The following is a 16149-nucleotide window of genomic DNA, read 5'->3' as shown; positions in this document are numbered from 1 at the left end:
GAAGAGAGAGAAGAAGGATGGTTGATAACTCATGCGGTGTGGGATAAGCTGTCCCGCTTCTTGCGTTGTATTTTTCGGGCGGGCGGGACACCCCACAAGCATTTCATCTGAGATGTTGCACCATTCTCAATCAGGCTTTTAGGGACGGGCTACAAGAGCCCAACCTATAAGAAATTCATTCTTTGTGGAACAGGCATCTTGCCTGTTCTTGAAAATGGTGCAAGATGTGAGTTTTATCAAACTGGAGTTTAAAATTTAGATGCGCCTGGTCTGATAAGGCTATTTTAATGCGCTGGATCGAATTGGGACGCTGCCAAAGCTGCCGAACCCAGGCCGCATGACTGCTGAGGGCGAGATAATTGCCGATCGCTCACCCCGATCGCACAGAGCGAAAATTGTGCTAAACTCTTACTGTGCCTGGAATTTAAGGCACAATCGATCTGTCCGGTTCAAGGACGCTCAAAAATATTTTGAAATATTTTTGCCTTACCCCTAGACTTGTGCTGAGATCTGATGCTATAGTTAAAACTGATACGGCGAGCGTAGCCAAGTGGTTAAGGCAGTGGTTTGTGGTACCACCATTCGTGGGTTCAAGTCCCATCGTTCGCCCTTTTGATTCTCAACTGTTTAATTCGATCGCCCGTCGCCTGTACGGTAATTTGCGATGGTCGTAGGTGTGCAATGCACACCTTAATTTTTTTTGGGATGTCGCGGTTCTGTCGGCACAAGTTCCGATGTGCTAATCTTAAATCCAATCTAAAATCTAAAATCTAAAATCTAAAATCAAAATATGCCATCTTTAGTAACAGAAGATTGGGGATATAAATTTAGTGGCGATCGCACAATTAATAAGTTTATTCGGGATATAGAAGGAGAAGCGGCTTTAGGGAAATATTGCGATTGGGAATGCAAAGAACGTGCGGAAATTCTGATGTCGGAGATAGCTGGCAAATCCCACAATCTTTTCTACGTGCGTCGCCAAAAGGTAAATGAGAGATTTTCGGAAGAAGAAATCTGGGAATTGTTGCTTGCTACGGATGGAGATGATTTTGAATTACCTCAATTGTTGCAAAAAGCCGATCGCACTTTGCGGTTGTTAGCAACTGTACGCTGTGAAGACGGAATCGGCGGTTTAAAACTGCTGGATGCTGGTTTGGTTGCGGTTCCCAGAGGAAGGAAAGATGGGTATGCTTTGCCGGTGCAGTTGCGACTTTTGGCTAACAGTAGATCGCCAATTCCTGTAAAGTCGATCGCCCGCGTCCAACAAATGCCATTTTGGGACGACAGACACATACCAACTACCGAACAGCTAAAAGTTTGGCACACTTTTTTAAATGTGGAAAAACGCATCGCGGAAGCGCGTCAATTTTGCGTGCCTTTCCGAGGACACAATTACGGTTCCGGCTTCAAAATCGTCACTTTTGAAATTGATCGTAATTCCGCAACTCTTGACGGTTACGAGGAAAATCCCTTAGAATTGGGCGACTTTCGCAACAGGCTAAAAAAAGCCAGAAATGAAGAAATTATCCTATTTGATTCGCCGCCCGGAAGCAGAAGCAGCCGCGATGGAGAGACATTGGGTAGCATCGCTGAAATTGACTTTGAACATGGTAAATTACGCATTAAATTAGATGTTGATTTAGGATATCGCATGGCGGGCGGCAGATATCAACTGCCCAAACAAGGATTCTTGTATTTTGAGGCTGCGGGCGATATCAGTCAGATCGAACGCAAGAAGAAAGCTTTAAAAATGCTGACAGATGGTCGCGCTCAAAATCCTTATTTGAGTGAGTTTTTATTCGACTCTTCTCAGGCTAGAATGCCCGAAAAACTGATAAAATTGGAGCGGGAAAACTTATTAAATCGCAATGCTAATGAGGATCAACTTGCGGCCGTAGAAACGGTGCTTTCGGCGCGGGATTTAATTTTGATTCAAGGCCCCCCGGGAACTGGAAAAACGACTGTGATTGCGGAGATTTGCTATCAAATTGCCCGTCAGGGTGGCAAAACGCTCATTGCTTCGCAAGCAAATTTGGCTGTAGACAATGCTTTGAGTCGGTTAGTGCACAATCCGGCGATTCGGGCTTTGCGGAAGGGAAAAGCTCATAAGGTGCAGGAAGAAGGGCAGCCGTTTTTAGAGGAAAATGCGATCGGCACTTGGCTGCAAAATACGGCGACTGACTGCGAAGAAAAGCTCTCGCAGCGCCTGACTAATGTCAAATCTTTGCGGCAGTTGGTGGCAGAATCAGAGCGATTTACCGCCTACTGTGCCGCAGAGAGAGATTTTTTTAATGAACTCAAACACCTGCACGACAGTAAAGCCAATCTTGAGGAAAAGTGCAGGCAGCAAGCAGCAGATTATGAACGGATTTTAACCGAAAAAAGCGATATTGAATCTCTAGTTAGCGGGCTAGGGAATTTGCTGGATGCGCCAAATGTCAACTGGGAATCTCCAGAAGTTGCCGAGTTGATGCCCAGACTAAAACCTTATTCAGAAGGTAATGTTTTAGTAGAAAACTTTATGGCAAATGTTCGCATGGCCGCCAGCTATGCTACTCAAATCGGCTTCGATCGCCCTGCTTGCGGCGCGTTTGGGATTGCGGTTTGGCTGCAGGAAACTGTAGCAGCGCAAATACCGGAATTTAAGACGGCATTCGATCGCGCTGATGATATTTGTCACGCTATGTCGGCGGTTGCGGAGTCGTTGCGGGTGTCGCGGCAGATGTCTGAGGCTGTGAATCAACTCGAATTGGGCGATCGGCAAAATCAGACACACCGCCACAATCTCGAACAGAAAATCAAGAATTTGGAACTGCGAAAAGCGGAAATTGCAGCCGTTGTCGTCGCCGTTGCACAGTGGATAGAGACAGCGGATACGGGACTCTATGAAGTGGTGAAATCTTGCTGGGAAACGGGTGCAATGCTCACGGATGATATGGTAGGATTGCCCGCAGGATTGCTGAAAATTGCCCGATCGCTCAAATTGCCGATCGTGCCGCCCAAATGCAAAATCAATTTGCCCGATTTGGATCGGTTGCAAAAGGCGATATCCCACGAAGAAAGCGCAGGTTTTAAGGACATACAAGGGCAACAGTTCCGGTTTAGCGAGTTTTTGCACCTAAATTTGAGTCAAACGCCGATCGTGCTCTCTGCGGGCGATCGTACACAGTGGCAACAACTAGCCAAAGACTTCGCCAGCTATTCCCAAGTCAGCCAAAGTCAGCGCAAATTTATCATCGAAAAAGCTCGCACTTTCTTAGGTAGCATTCAACAATTTTACAGTGAATCATTGCACCTAAATCATGTCCAGGCTACCTTCGATCGCCTAGTCAAAGAATTGCTGCACAGTATCCTCGCAAATGCGCGTCAGTGCGTGGTTCCCCTGAAAACCGAAACCGAACAGCAGCTTATCAAACAGCAACAGTTATTAGATAAAATCGGTCAAACTTTGAACCAGCAGCAAATCTCCGCCCCTAAACTTCAGGTAGAAACAGCGCAGCAAGAGGCAAACTTAAAAATTAGCGAAGTTACTAATTTGTTGCAAGCAATTGTCCAACAGCCAAACGCCCCTGAAAAGTTGCGGATTTTAGCCGAACAATATCTCGCCCAAAAATCGAATGTTTGGGAACAACCGCAGCAGTTTGTCAAGCAAGTTGATGCTTGGAAAGCAAGCACGATTCAGCTTGAAAAATCCATTGCTGACCTCGACCCTTTTGGGGTTTTGGAAACCATCAAAAACACTCTTGACGAGCATTTATCTCCGCTGCAAACTGCGGCGGCAACTTTGCAACAACAACTCGCAGAACTTCAAACAGACTTGAGCGAAATTACCGCTCAACTGCAACAGCAGCAACCGACAGCAGCATTACTTGTTGAGAGAAAGTGGTGGGAGTCAGCATGGCAAACTATCCCGACTCAATATCAGCCAGAAGTTCCGAATACAGGATTATTCACCGTAGCTTTTTTAAACAAAATTAAGCGTTTATTCAAAACTTGGGAGCGGAAATTAGAACAAGAAGAAACAGCCCTAAATCGTTCTCAAAAGTTTGTGACAGATTGGATTCAAAAACTTCGCAATCCATCAGAAAAAGACCGCAACGATTTAAAGCAAATTTATATTGACAATGCCAACGTTATCGGCATTACTTGCGTGCAGGCTGCTAGCTTCGATTTTACTAAAAACTTTCCCAGCTTTGATGCAGTCATCATTGACGAAGTTAGCAAATGCACTCCCCCCGAGTTATTAATTCCCGCTTTGAAAGGCAGAAAGTTAGTATTAGTGGGCGATCACAGGCAATTGCCGCCGATGTTTAATCAAAGTACGATCGACGATATTGCCGAAGACATTGGCTGTACCGGAGACGAATTAAGTTTTATCAAAGAATCTTTATTTAAAGTATTGTTTGAAAATGCCAGCGACAGCATCAAAAAAATGCTGACAACTCAATACCGAATGCACCCGCAAATTATGGGTGCAATCAATCAGTTTTACCAGCAAAAACTCAACTGTGGCATTCAGGAAGCTGACACCAAACGCGCCCACAACCTCGCAGGTAGAATCATTCAAGAAAATAATCACATTCTGTGGGTGAAAACGCCCATCGGACAAGGATTTGAAGAGGAAAAACAGGGTACTTCGCGGTTGAATGTCAAGGAGATTGATGCGATCGAGCGTTTGTGCGAACAAATGGAGACAGCTTGGCAGCCCAAATTTGCCGAGGGTGAACCACCGAAAGAAATCGGAATTATCACTTTTTATGCTGCTCAATTAAATGCAATTAAAGACAGAATCGAAGGCGAAAGATTCCCTGCTTTGAGCATCCGCACTGGTACAGTTGACATATTTCAAGGCATGGAAAGACCTGTAATTATTGTCAGCACCGTGTGCAATAATGTTAGGGGCGATATTGGATTTGCTAAGGAACCGGAACGGGTGAATGTGGCATTTTCCCGTGCTCAAGAATTGCTGGTAGTTGTTGGGTGCCACGATTTATTTACTCAACAAACGGGTACAGTGGGAAAAATGTATCAGGAAGTTTCAAAAACGGTGCGTCACTGCGGAGGTTTTGTAGATGTTTCTAGCGTCCTCAACTAAACTAATAGACTCGAATTTAAGTTCGCTAGCCGAACAAATTGAGCAACAAAATCCGGGTTTGTCAGTGTTGGCGGCGCGTCAATTCCGCTTTGCAATCCGGCAAACTCCGCTGGAGGTGGCGATTAGCGAACCGCGCGAGTTTAACGTGTTGGAAGAGTTCATTTTGCGGGCGGGCGTTGAGTTTGAACCTGCGCCTACTTTGAAGGAATTGGCGGATTTGCTGGGGTTGGACGAGATTTTTGTGAAGACTACGGCGGCGACTCTGGTTAGTTTGGAAAGCTTGGAGGTGGCTGAAAATGGAAAAATTGCGATCGCCCCGCAAGGTAGAGATTTTTTCGAGAAAGGTGCAGTTAGTCGATCGCAAATTCAATCAATTTATGCCATTTCCGATCCGCTGAATCAAACTCTTACCTTTAAATTTGATCCTTTAGCCGCAGAATCGGTCAACTTGCCAGATTTAGCAGATTTAGTCTCGCTAGAACATAAAATTACAGACCTTGCGAATTTAAGTCTAGCAGAAATCCAGCCGTTGATTCAAGTTTCCGGCTTAGGAATTCACGTCCCCGAAAACGGCAAAATAGTCTCTGCTTGCGATGTCGTCGGCGACGATTTAGATATTTGGCAAACAGTTTCGATTTTTGTGTTGCTAGATGCGATCCAAAATAAAACTACTATTCAAGTCAGACAGGGAAAGCAAATATTAGAAACAGCCTCAAACTTGCTAAACGAACTTGAATCTCAGCAAAAACTTTTCTTAAATGACTTGTGCAAATTAACCCCCGACATCGCACCGCAAGAATCAGAGACAATCGCGGTTACGAAACATCGGAAACCAGCATCTAAGAAGAAACGCAAGGAAACAGAGTCAGGAAACAACTAATATAAGGACTTGTATTCCCCACTATAAACTGGTTTGTAGTAAGGACTTTAGTCCGTTAGTCCTTATTAAATGAAAAATTAAAATCATTTATAAAATTAGTATTGTACCGATTGACAATCTTCCGCTAATTCGGTATAATTAATAATTGTTTTCAATCACACTGAGAATTTGTCTGTGTCTGCCAAAGATACTTTCCACGAATCCGTAAAGCGAGCCCTTCAAAAAGAACAGTGGGTGATTACTGCAGATCCACTAAGGTTTAAATTTGGCAATGTTAAATTTCGGGTTGATTTGGGAGCAGAAAGGTTAGTGGCAGCGGAGCGAGGGGGGAGAAAATTGCAGTCGAAATCAAAAGCTTCCTCAATCCTTCTGTAATTACAGACTTTTATGCTGCATTGGGACAATTTCTCAGTTATCGGCTAGGGCTGGCATCTGTTGAACCTAATCGGAAATTATACTTGGCAGTACCAATTGACGTGTATAGAACATTTTTTCAGTCTGAGTTTACTCAAGCTGCGGTACAACAGTATCAGGTATTGCTAATCGTATACGATGCAACAAATGAGGTAATTGTACAATGGACAAACTAGCTCAATATCGTCAGTACGTTCAGACATTAATGAGCCGTTATGCCGAAGATGATGTTTCCGATGATGAAGTCGAAGTGCAACTAATTTTAGACACAGAGCGAGATCATTATCAGTGGATGAATGTCGGCTGGGAACATTTAACCCGGATTTATCAAACCATTATTCACATTGACATCAAAGATGGAAAAATCTGGCTTCAACAAAATTTGACCGAGGAAAATCCTGCGGAGGAATTAGTTGCAATGGGAGTACCGAGAGAGGATATTATTTTGGGATTGCAACCGCCATACAAACGGCCGTATACTGACTACGGCGTCGCGTAAAAAGTTAAGTAAAAGAAACAGAATACTCCGATACCAGACTTCGCAAAAGTTGTCGGGTATCTACTTTTTACTACTGAGCCTTAACGCATTTCAGCATTCGCAAAGTAGCCGCCGCCGCGTAATTCCGCTGTGCAGAATCATCCAAAGCAAACCGATCGCCAATTTCGTTAATAGCGGCAGCAACATAACAATAAGAAGACCTTTGAATAAAAATAGAAGCAGCCCAATAATTCTGATTATCTGAAAAAGTTTTAGACGGTTCTTTAGCAAATAAATCCCGGTTCATTCCCCGGGCAGAGAAACCAAATTCCGCCGCTGGACGGAGCACCGCCATCAATTCAGCGCGAGTGACGGACTGCGTAGGTTTAAAAGTTCCACCTTGATAACCGCTAACTATCTTGTTTTACCGCGCAAATAGAACTTTTCAGGCACTCCAGCGGACCATATCAACATCGCTATAGGGACGGATAGAAACATTGCTAGGAAATGTGATATAGCATCTTGTATTCCTTTCCAGGATTCCAATACTAAAGATACCAATTGCTCTCTGGTAACAGCAAGTTGCGGTCGAAAGGTATTATGTTGAGAAAACCTGGCTACAAACCCAAAGCCCACAGCTTCTTTAATTTCGGAAGTGTAGATATCATCGGTAGCTATCTCCGAATTGTAGAAAAGCGAGTATGGCCTACGGTATTGGTATTTCCTGCGGTATGGGCTGCGGTATTGGTATTTCCTGCGGTATGGGCTGCGGTGATGGCTGCGGTACTGGCTGCGGTATTGGTATTGGTATTGGCTGCGGTATTGGCTGCGGTGTTGCTTCGGTATTGCCTCCGGTATTGCCAATTTCTTCCGGCGCGGGTTGATTGGTAGTGAAATAAAAGTGACCTAATGTGCGGCCTTGGTAAGCTCTTTTACTCAAGCGCCAAGCAGGATCGAGACTGATTTTCATGAAGTCGTTTACATCGCCGTTTGTGCGCCCGATAATCACCGATTTACCTTGGTAATCTACCGGAGTTCCAATTAGTAGAACATTGCCATCAACAGTTTCCAAAGTTAGGGTGTATTTTAATGCTAAATCGGTGCCTGCCATGCGAATTGAAAAGCCGTTGCTGTCAGTGGCGCGGCCACAAATACCGGTGAAATCAAAACTAACTAATAATGGATCGACTTTCACGGGATTAGAGCCACTTTCGCTCCAGCATTTTCGCTTGTCAGATACTTGTTCTACAATTAGCAATTGGTAGCCGCCGTAAGGGCGGGGTTGGGCGATCACAATTACTCGGTCTTGGTTAATTTCGGTTTCGTCAAAAGTAAATGCTTTAGCCGAACCGATCGCGCCAAGTGTTAAAATTGCTGAACCTGCCAGTGCGGCCACTGTTCGTACAAGTGAATGTTTCATGATTTTTCCCTATTGGCTCCTTATTGTGATGAGACTTATCTAGAATATAAAAAATTCGCCCTCTTCCAACAACAAGATAGAATTTTAGCATCTCTTGTTCCGGTGGTACCAAGTGGGCTGGATCGCCGATCGTCACCTTGCATCGTAGTGAGAACTAAAGTCGGAGCGAATTTTTATGAGGACTAAAGTCCTCACTACAAAGTTATAACCGCTATTTTACCGAGGAACTTGATAAGTTGGCGGGCATCTAAATTGTATTTTCTGGGCGGGGGGGACGCCCACTCCACAATAATTTGATGGGACTTGACAGTAAAATGTAGATGCGCCTGGGCTTATTACTTGCGGGAAACGATTGCACTGTTCACAAAAAAACGGTGCGTTACACTCTTGTTAACGCACCGTAAAACAAACATTCAAAAAGCGCCTTTCCTGTCTAGCGGAACATACTGCTAACAGAACTATCTTCGTGAATCCGCCAAATAGTTTCTCCGAGCAAATTGGCTACCGAAAGCACCGTCAACTGCTTAAAACGGTTCTCTTCCGGCACAGGAATTGTATTCGTAACAATTACCTCTTCCAAAACCCCGCTAGACAAACGCTCGATCGCCGGAGGCGAAAACACCGCATGAGTAGCACAAGCATAAACCTGCCTCGCACCCTCGCGGCGCAACAATCTCGCGCCCTCAGAAATCGTGCCGGCAGTATCGATCATGTCGTCTACCAACACAGCAGTTTTGCCCCTGACATCACCGATAAGATTCATCACTTCTGCCACGTTGTGAGCTTGGCGGCGCTTGTCAATTATTGCCAGGGGAGCATCGCCAAGCTTTTTGGCAAAAGCTCTCGCCCTAGCGACTCCGCCAACATCCGGCGAAACCACAACAATATCCGTCAATTGCTTGCTCGCCAGATAATCCAATAGCACCGGCGAACCGTAAACGTGATCGAAAGGAATGTCAAAATAACCTTGAATCTGAGCCGAGTGCAAATCCATCGCCAAAATGCGACCGGCCCCAGCTTCCGTAATCAAATTAGCCACTAATTTTGCAGTAATCGACTCTCTTCCGGCCGTTTTGCGGTCAGCCCTAGCATATCCGTAATAGGGGATGACAGCAGTAATTTGTCTGGCCGAAGCGCGGCGACAAGCATCGATCATAATTAACAATTCCATGAGGCGATCGTTTACCGGACAGCAAGTTGGCTGAATCAAGTAAACATCGCAACCCCGAATTGATTCTTGAATTTGAACGTAGAGTTCCCCATCAGCAAACCGCTTGCGAACCATCGGCCCCAAATCGATCCCCAGATAGCGAGCCACCTCTTGGGCGAGGGGAACATTAGCAGAACCGGAGAACAGCCGCAGACGGTCATGAGCGGAAACCGGCGGCTCGGGAAGCGGAAGCGGTAAAGTAGCAGAACGGATCACAGCAGGCCTCTTGCAGGACGTTTATTCCATCGCTATCTTACCATCTGAAACTAGAAATATTCAGTCAATTTTTTAATAGATTTAACTTTCGGGGCGACCACAAGTGTGAAGTTAGACGAATTGAATAGGACTTGCAGAAATATGTCCGAGAAACCCGGTTTCTAGCCCTCTTTCGGCACCCTCAACGGTCACAATCGGTTTTTACTTATTTTTATCCACCAATAAAACTATAAGTTAGACTAGAATACCGTACATTAACGGATAAGTTACTTTTTAAAGGCATAATTTATTACTGTAAAGATAGAGCATTCTGCGTAATTATGCTGTGTGACACCCCCAAGGTGTGGAATGTGGGTTCTAGCGAACTCTGTACTGGCAGAAGTACGATCGCACTTGTGTCCCGGCGTCTAAAAGTTCTGGCGTGAGTCAATTTGGCGCCGAGGCTGGAAGTCTAGCCGCCCAAAATTCAGCCGAAGGCCGAAGGCATCCGGGTTCAATGCGATAAAAATGCCGCCAACAGGCAATAAACTTGAAAAATACTGTAAAAAAAGTTAAGAATCGGAAGCATACTCCAGATTTTTGATATTGGGCAAAGCAAGGTAGAAATCGATGAGCTTAAGAGAACGCATTGACGCAGAAATCAAAGCAGCCATGAAGTCCAAGGACAAAGTTCGCTTGGAAACAGTTCGCGGCATCAAGAAATTTATTCTCGAAAAAGAAGTCAGCCTTCGTCCCTCCGGCCAAGAGACGCTGACAGAAGCTCAAGAAATGGAAATTTTGATGCAAATAGCCAAACAGCGCCGGGATTCGATCGAACAATACCGCAAAGGTGGCCGCGAAGATTTAGTGGCACAAGAGGAGGCGGAGTTGGCAATTGTTGAAGAGTATTTGCCGCCGCAGATGTCAGACGAAGAGGTGAGTCAAGTCGTTGACGAAGTGATTGCTTCGGTTGGCGCTACTTCTGCAAAAGATATGGGCAAGGTGATGGGCAAGGCAATGCAGCAGCTTAAAGGCAAAGCAGACGGTAACAGAATTCAAGACATGGTGAAAGCAAAGCTTAGTCAGTAGTCAGTAGTCAGCAGACATCTCCCATAAATAATCTCCAGCTTTATAGAGATGTATAGCCTAGACCGAGGGGCGACAATTTATTAGGGCTAAAGCCAAAAAACCCGGTTTCTACGAAAAATCGTGCATTTCTCCCTTGAGATATTGACGCAGAAACCGGGTTTTCGATCGGATTTGCGGGTTGCAACCTGTGTATTTTCGTGAAAAAACCCGGTTTCTGAGCATCCTTGCGTCCAAGAATGTCAAAAAAATGTAAAATACTAACTTTGGTCGGGACTGGGGACTACAGATAGTGAAGTATGCTCAAGAGCATTAAAGACCTAGCATTACTAAGTCTGTGAGCGATCGTCTATTTTTTAACAGTTTCTACTTAAACTTATGCAGCCACCTATTGCTATTGGAACTCTCCTACAAAACCGCTACCGCTTGGTGAATATTTTAGGTCAAGGAGGATTTGGCCGGACTTATTTAGTAGAAGATTTGGGACGGTTTCAAGAACGCTGCGCCCTGAAGGAATTGATCCCTGTGCAAAGCGGGCCTTACGTTTTGGAAAAATCGAAGGAATTGTTTCAAAGAGAGGCGGCAATACTTTACCAAATTGGGCACCCGCAAATTCCCCAGTTTCGGGCAATATTTGAAGAGAACCAGCGTTTGTTTTTAGTGCAGGATTACGTGGAAGGGATGACTTACCGCGAACTGTTGCTCGATCGAACTTCAAATGGTCGCGCCTTCACGGAAGCCGAAGTCTTGGTATTTATCCGGCAAATGCTGCCGGTACTCGCTCACATCCACGCCCGCGGCATCATCCACCGCGACATCTCCCCAGAAAATATCATCCTCCGTGAAAACGACAAGTTGCCGGTGCTGATTGACTTTGGAGTGGTGAAGGAACTCGCCACCAAAGTCCAGTCTCCCGAAGGAACAGCCCACGCAACAACTGTCGGTAAAATAGGCTACGCGCCGATGGAACAGTTGCACAGCGGGCGAGCAACAGCCAGCAGCGACCTCTACGCTTTAGCTGTAACGGCGATCGTCCTGCTGACAGGCAAAGAACCGCAGGAATTGCTCGATCAAACAACGCTGCAGTGGAATTGGCAGCAGCGAGTGCAGGTGAGCACGGGTTTGGCTTTGGTGCTGAATCGGATGTTGAGCCGATCTCCAGGCGATAGATATCAATCTGTCAGCGAAGTTGCCCAAGCACTCGACGCCCAAACTAATCCTAAGCCTAGCCAGCCAACTGTACCGCCCGCGCCGCCAGCAGTGGTGCCGACAAACCCTTCGCTAATAGCAACGGTGGCCGTGGGCAGGCCGCCAGAGCCCGCCGCCCAGAGTTCCCCCCCGCCAAACCAGCCAGACCCGTTAAGTGAGCCTGCTGGCGAGACTTTTTGGGACAATCCCATCGCTGCGATCGGTCTGCTGGCGGGCTTAGTAATCTTGACGGGCTTCGGTTCCTGGGCTTTAGTCGGCTCATTTCTCAACAATTCGCGCCCCAAGCCCACTCCGACAGCGCCAGCACTTACAAGTCCGACGCCGACACTAACTCCGATACCAAACCCACTACCTTTGCCAACCCCAAGCCCGCAACCTTTGCCAACCCCAAGCCCGCAACCTTTGCCGGAACCGAGCCCCGAACCTTTACCGGAACCGAGCCCCGAACCTTTGCCGGAACCGAGCCCCGAACCTTTGCCGGAACCGAGCCCCGAACCTTTGCCGGAACCGAGCCCAGAAGCCAGCCCAGAAGCCAGCCCAGAACCAAGCCCAGCGCCAACTCCGACACCAAAACCGACGCCCGCGCCGACTCCAGCGCCCAAACCGACGCCCAAACCGACGCCCGCACCAACTCCCGCACCCAAACCAACGCCCGCGCCGTCGCCAACACCAGCACCAACACCCGCGCCAACACCCGCACCAGCACCAACACCCGCGCCAACACCCGCACCGTCACCGGAACCGGCCCCAACACCCGCACCGTCACCGGAACCGGCCCCAACTCCTGCACCCTCGCCGTCACCGGAACCCACGCCGTCACCGGAACCAGCACCAACACCCGCACCGTCGCCAGAACTCTAAACTTCTGGCAAAATTCCCCTAGACTGAGGTTGAGGCCAATTATTTGTTAGCTTTTTGCCAATGAACTCGCTGCTAATTGCTGGAACTGATACCGACGCGGGCAAAACTGTTTTGACCAGCGCTCTGGCTGCTTATTGGCAAATGTATTTTCCCGATCGCAGTTTGGGAATTATGAAGCTGTTGCAAACGGGAACGGGCGATCGCGAACTATACACTCGTTTATTTACCCTCGACCAATCCCCCGAAGAACTCAATCCGCTGCACTTTGATGCGCCTCTAGCACCGCCGATCGCCGCCGAACGGGAGGGGAGACGTATCGAACTCGAAAAGGTTTGGACGGCGTGGCAAAGCCTCTCGGAGCGCAAGGATTTTGTGTTGGTGGAAGCTTTGGGAGGGCTGGGCTCGCCTGTAACGTGGGAACTGACGGTGGCCGATATTGCCAGGGATTGGCGGCTGAGGGGGGTTTTGGTAGTACCTGTGAGGTTGGGGGCGATCGGGCAAGCTGTAGCGAATGTTGCTCTCGCCAGACACACTGGTTTTAAGCTGAGAGGAATTGTGCTCAATTGCGTTAAAGCTTATTCGGAACAAGAAATTGCCGATCTAGCGCCCGTTGATTTGATCCAGTCGCTGACTCAAATACCTGTGTTGGGTATTTTGCCGCATTTAGATGACCCGACTGACCTTGCTAAATTAGCTAAAATTGCTTCAGATTTAGATTTAGAGCGGTTACTGCCAGGGGTTAATTTAGTTGCTCAAACTTCTAAATAACCCTATTCTAAACACCTCTCTTTCTCATTCTGCTCTTCCTCTGCGTACTCTGCGCCCTCTGCGGTTCATTAAAAAAAAATCTCCTGCACAACTGGGATAGGATTGAAGAAGATTTTATTTTAACCGCAGAGAGCGCAGAGAGCGCAGAGAAAGAGAAGAGAGAGTTTAACAACTTATTCTGGGCTGCTATAATTAGTGATTACCATTTATTAAGTGATTAAATCTAAAACCTAATCAAAAAAAGGAGAATAAAACATGGTTTCTACTTTACCGAATTTAACGTCTGTCGATTTATCTCAATTGCGGCTGGAGATTAGAAATTTGCAGCCTCAGCTAGTCGAATGGCGTCGCCTTTTGCACCAAAAGCCGGAGTTGAGTTTTGATGAAAATTTAACGGCGCAGTTTGTCTCGCAAAAGTTGCAGGAATGGGGAATAGATCATGAAACTAATATTGCTAAAACTGGTATTGTCGCCACTATAGACAGCGGCAAACCGGGGCGGGTTTTGGCAATTCGCGCGGATATGGATGCTTTGCCTATTCAAGAGGAAAATGAGGTGGATTATCGATCGCAGCATGATGGAATTATGCACGCTTGCGGCCACGACGGCCACACTGCGATCGCCCTCGGTACTGTCTGTTATCTCGCAAAACACAAACACAGCTTTTCGGGTAAAGTAAAATTTATCTTTCAGCCCGCCGAAGAAGGGCCAGGGGGCGCAAAACCGATGATTGAAGCGGGAGTTTTGAAGAATCCTGATGTTGATGCGATCGTCGGCTTGCATTTGTGGAACAATCTACCTTTGGGCACTGTAGGCGTCCGCAGCGGCGCTTTGATGGCGGCTGTCGAAGTTTTTGACTGCACGATTTTTGGCAAAGGCGGACACGGCGCAATGCCACATCAGACTGTGGATGCGATCGTAGTTACAGCCCAAATTGTCAGCGCTTTGCAGGCAATCGTCGCGCGGAACATTGACCCGATCGACTCAGCGGTAGTAACTGTAGGCAAATTCCACGCAGGCCACACCCACAACGTCATTGCCGACACCGCTCAAATCGGTGGCACGGTGCGCTATTTCAACCCAGCATATCAAGGTTATTTTGCCAAGCGAATCGAGCAACTAATTGCCGGAATTTGTCACAGTCACGGGGCAAATTACCAATTAGATTATTGTTCGCTTTATCCGCCAGTTATTAATGATTCGAGAATAGCTGAATTGGTGCGCGACGTGGCAGAATCGGTTGTAGAAACTCCTGCGGGAATCGTGCCAGAATGTCAAACAATGGGCGGCGAGGATATGTCGTTCTTTTTGCAAGAAGTTCCCGGTTGTTATTTCTTTTTGGGCTCAGCAAATCCAGAGAAAAACTTGGCTTACCCGCACCATCACCCGCGTTTTGATTTTGATGAAACTGCGCTAGGGATGGGTGTAGAAATGTTTGTGCGGTGTGTGGAAAATTTTTGCGGTTAGCTTTATATGTAGGGTGCGCAGTGCGCACCTTACCGCTATCTAATTATCGAGTTTGAAAGATATTCTGCACCATTTTCTTATCTACACTCGCCGCCGCTTTATCCAATTCGGCAATCTCGCCCGAGTCTAACTCCCACCCCAAAGCACCGATATTTTCCCTCGCCTGTGCCGCAGATTTAGCCCCAGGAATCGGAATAGTTTCTTTGCAGATGCACCAGTTGATGGCTACCTGCGAAACAGTCTTGTTTCTGAATGCGGCTATTTCTCGCAAACACTCCAAAAGCGATCGCATTCCCGGAAGCAACTGCTTGCACGCCAAACCTCGGATACCTTTAGGAAGAGAGCCATTTTCCGAGTATTTACCTGTCAGCAAACCCAAGGCTAGAGGACTGTAAGCAATCAATTTTATCCCCAATTCATCGCAAACATCTTTCAATCCGAGTTCTGTCACCGGATAGGTAGAAAGTAGTGAATATTGCACTTGTAAAGTAACAATAGGAATTTGGCGATCGCTAAATTTCCGATGCACCCATTTCAGCCGTTTCGGGCCGTAATTAGACAAGCCCACTCCCTTAACCAATCCTTGCTCGTAAAGGTCAGCCAAACCGTCTAAAAGAGCCCCCTCTTGCCAAGGAGCGTAATTGGCTGTAGACCAGTGCATTTGTACCAAATCTACATTTTTTCCGAGGCGCCCAGCAGAGGCTTTGGAAGCCGATATCATTGATTGTCGCGTCAGTCTCCAAGGATAAGCAGCCAGTTTTGTCGCAATACAAATACTGTCTTTATTTTTACCTTGATATTGTTGAGAAAACTGCCCCAAAAGCTGTTCGCTGCGTCCGTTTAATTTCCCTGTTCCGTAAGAGTCGCCGGTATCGAATAAAGTGACGCCGTTACTAACACAAAGATTGAAAACGGCTTGCAATTCCTCGTCCATACTTTCATTGTAGCCCCAGAGAAATCTGTTGCCCCAGGCCCAAGTGCCACAGCCCATTTTTGGAAGTAAAAGTTTTTGGTTAGTTTGCATTTTTATTGATGATTAATGATTGATATCGCGGTAAGGTGCGCA

General features: G+C 46.7%; 11 protein-coding genes, 1 tRNA gene and 1 pseudogene. 9 read left to right on the top strand and 4 right to left on the bottom strand.

Annotation, left to right across the window (positions count from 1 at the left end; all coding sequences use genetic code 11):
• The first annotated feature begins 536 nt into the window (after window positions 1–536).
• From QUA27_RS04260 to QUA27_RS04240, 5 genes and pseudogenes are all read left to right on the top strand, one after another.
• Window positions 537–609, top strand: a tRNA-His gene (locus QUA27_RS04260).
• A 181-nt stretch (window positions 610–790) separates the two neighbouring features.
• On the top strand, window positions 791–5095 hold the full coding sequence (locus QUA27_RS04255) for an AAA domain-containing protein (RefSeq protein ID WP_333066555.1): 4305 nt from the start codon (window positions 791–793) through the stop codon (window positions 5093–5095).
• Entirely contained in the window at window positions 5073–5975 is a 903-nt protein-coding gene (locus tag QUA27_RS04250) for a hypothetical protein (RefSeq protein WP_333066554.1), read from the top strand. The genes QUA27_RS04255 and QUA27_RS04250 overlap by 23 nt, the downstream gene beginning before the upstream one ends.
• 174 nt (window positions 5976–6149) lie before the next feature.
• Window positions 6150–6565, top strand: a pseudogene (locus QUA27_RS04245) (XisH family protein).
• The gene (locus QUA27_RS04240) at window positions 6553–6888 is read left to right on the top strand and encodes a XisI protein (RefSeq protein ID WP_333066553.1); all 336 of its coding nucleotides are present in this window, start codon (window positions 6553–6555) and stop codon (window positions 6886–6888) included. Before QUA27_RS04245 ends, QUA27_RS04240 begins: the two are co-directional and overlap by 13 nt.
• 70 nt (window positions 6889–6958) lie before the next feature.
• Here the strand turns inward: QUA27_RS04240 and QUA27_RS04235 are convergent, their stop codons facing one another.
• The 3 genes from QUA27_RS04235 to QUA27_RS04225 all read right to left on the bottom strand — a co-directional run bounded on the left by QUA27_RS04235 (window position 6959) and on the right by QUA27_RS04225 (window position 9713).
• Complete coding sequence (locus QUA27_RS04235) at window positions 6959–7222, bottom strand: hypothetical protein (RefSeq protein WP_333066551.1); 264 nt, start codon at window positions 7220–7222, stop codon at window positions 6959–6961.
• Between the two features lie 351 nt (window positions 7223–7573).
• Window positions 7574–8287 (bottom strand): DUF3747 domain-containing protein, encoded by a 714-nt coding sequence (locus tag QUA27_RS04230; RefSeq protein WP_333066549.1) that lies wholly within the window; start codon window positions 8285–8287, stop codon window positions 7574–7576.
• A gap of 433 nt (window positions 8288–8720) precedes the next feature.
• The gene (locus tag QUA27_RS04225; RefSeq protein WP_006635514.1) at window positions 8721–9713 is read right to left on the bottom strand and encodes a ribose-phosphate pyrophosphokinase; all 993 of its coding nucleotides are present in this window, start codon (window positions 9711–9713) and stop codon (window positions 8721–8723) included.
• A 609-nt stretch (window positions 9714–10322) separates the two neighbouring features.
• Here QUA27_RS04225 and QUA27_RS04220 point away from each other — a divergent pair.
• The 4 genes from QUA27_RS04220 to QUA27_RS04205 all read left to right on the top strand — a co-directional run bounded on the left by QUA27_RS04220 (window position 10323) and on the right by QUA27_RS04205 (window position 15083).
• A complete protein-coding gene (locus tag QUA27_RS04220; protein WP_333036877.1) occupies window positions 10323–10781 on the top strand; it encodes a GatB/YqeY domain-containing protein in 459 nt (152 codons plus the stop codon).
• Window positions 10782–11156: 375 nt separating this feature from the next.
• Window positions 11157–12848 (top strand): protein kinase domain-containing protein, encoded by a 1692-nt coding sequence (locus QUA27_RS04215; RefSeq protein ID WP_333066546.1) that lies wholly within the window; start codon window positions 11157–11159, stop codon window positions 12846–12848.
• A 60-nt stretch (window positions 12849–12908) separates the two neighbouring features.
• Complete coding sequence (gene bioD, locus QUA27_RS04210) at window positions 12909–13616, top strand: dethiobiotin synthase (protein WP_333066544.1); 708 nt, start codon at window positions 12909–12911, stop codon at window positions 13614–13616.
• A 255-nt stretch (window positions 13617–13871) separates the two neighbouring features.
• Complete coding sequence (locus QUA27_RS04205) at window positions 13872–15083, top strand: M20 family metallopeptidase (protein WP_333066543.1); 1212 nt, start codon at window positions 13872–13874, stop codon at window positions 15081–15083.
• Between the two features lie 43 nt (window positions 15084–15126).
• Here the strand turns inward: QUA27_RS04205 and QUA27_RS04200 are convergent, their stop codons facing one another.
• On the bottom strand, window positions 15127–16107 hold the full coding sequence (locus QUA27_RS04200; RefSeq protein WP_333066542.1) for an aldo/keto reductase: 981 nt from the start codon (window positions 16105–16107) through the stop codon (window positions 15127–15129).
• Window positions 16108–16149: the final 42 nt, after the last annotated feature.

Source organism: Microcoleus harperi Pol14_C6, from assembly GCF_036701295.1.
Taxonomy (GTDB): domain Bacteria; phylum Cyanobacteriota; class Cyanobacteriia; order Cyanobacteriales; family Microcoleaceae; genus Microcoleus.
The sequence above is the reverse complement of the archived record's forward strand: the minus strand, read 5'-3'. Positions and strand labels throughout refer to the sequence as shown.